Raw genomic sequence first — 1,281 nt, 5'->3', positions numbered from 1 at the left:
CACTATTCGGGGTTCAGTTCAAATGTTAAAGGAATTACTTTTCTATTAAATTGTAGACACTTCAGAAAAAAATTAATATGAAATGGAAAAAAAGTGATTATCATCATTAGGGTTAGCAACAAAATCTAACTTACAAACAAAATGACAACCCTTACAAGCAATCCCTATTTGTTTTTTTGTAATGGGATGTTGAAAGTGAATTTCATCAAATCCGCATACATCGCATTCCATTACATAAAAAATTTCCCGTGGACCAATAATTATGTCTAGTAGAAACTCGAAATCAGATTTCATATATGGAACACCTCTTCTTTTTTAGAAATTATTATATCAAGGACATTCCAATATAATTAGCTGAAATGTGTCAGAGTTGAAGGGAAATTTTCCGACATTAATAGTGTGAATTCTGACGCTTAGTTACAAAGAAATGCGTAAAAAATAAGTGAATTAATAGGACATTTCGAATTAGATAGACGTTTTTTTGTATAATCATTTATATGAAGCACAGACTTATTTTGAAAAGAAAGGATGTCTATTATAATGGAAGAAAGTAAAATTGCACATATTGACAGTGAACAGTTACAAGAAATTAACGAACTTGAAAATAAGCTTGGAGTTACACTCATTGCTTATGATAATATGGTCACCTTAAACAATTCCTCAAACGAAACTCCACCAGTTTAAGGAATCATTAAACTGATAATATTGGGCATCCATAATGGATGCTTTTTTGTTGTGGTGAATTGCAGATAGCTTAAAGAAATTTGTGGACTTCATACTTTAGCGATCCATAGCGTCATTAAATAAAGCTGTCACATATAAACGCTTTGTGGCACTTAAAGTAGCTGCATAAAGCACTCCATATATATTCTTAACTCGTCCTCGTTTATACGCGTTCACAACGGATAGAATCGCGTTAATATAGTCTTCTTCATACTCCTCAAACGTCATAGAACGGTCTATTTTTGCTTTCGCGCGTAACATGATGCCGTACACTTTATACATCGTATTCATATCAAAGAAAGCACCCAAAATACGTCCGATTCTTTCTGGTAACTTGGTAATTAATCCCTTCTTAATGGCGTCCTCTGTATCATATGTATCTTGTATAAGATTAATAGAAAGAGCGGTTTGTTTCTCCAATTGAGTCGCTGGATTGCTTACAGGCGTAACACTTTCAGCAACACTGCGAGTATTCATAGTCGACTTGTCTTTAAAGGGTAAAATACGAAGAATGTTCGCACCATATCCTTTTGAAACGCGACGGATAAACGAGATTTT

1 protein-coding gene and 1 pseudogene are annotated in these 1,281 nt (G+C 33.6%); one reads left to right on the top strand and one right to left on the bottom strand.

From position 1 onward, the window contains the following. Nucleotides 1–528: 528 nt before the first annotated feature. Nucleotides 529–684, top strand: a complete 156-nt coding sequence (locus C406_RS20815) for a hypothetical protein (protein ID WP_237740568.1) — start codon at nt 529–531, stop codon at nt 682–684. Nucleotides 685–780: 96 nt separating this feature from the next. On the opposite strand, the pseudogene C406_RS20810 reads toward C406_RS20815, so the two are convergent. Continuing rightward, nucleotides 781–1,281: pseudogene (locus C406_RS20810) on the bottom strand (hypothetical protein); the annotation flags it as partial.

This window comes from Paenisporosarcina sp. TG-14 (genome assembly GCF_000297555.1).
GTDB lineage: Bacteria > Bacillota > Bacilli > Bacillales_A > Planococcaceae > Paenisporosarcina > Paenisporosarcina antarctica.
This window is presented reverse-complemented; position numbering and strand designations above follow the sequence as displayed.

Bases quoted from the DNA above. Each gene is read 5' to 3' on its own strand.
- C406_RS20815 (WP_237740568.1), top strand. From the start codon at position 529: ATGTCTATTATAATGGAAGAAAGTAAAATTGCACATATTGACAGTGAA.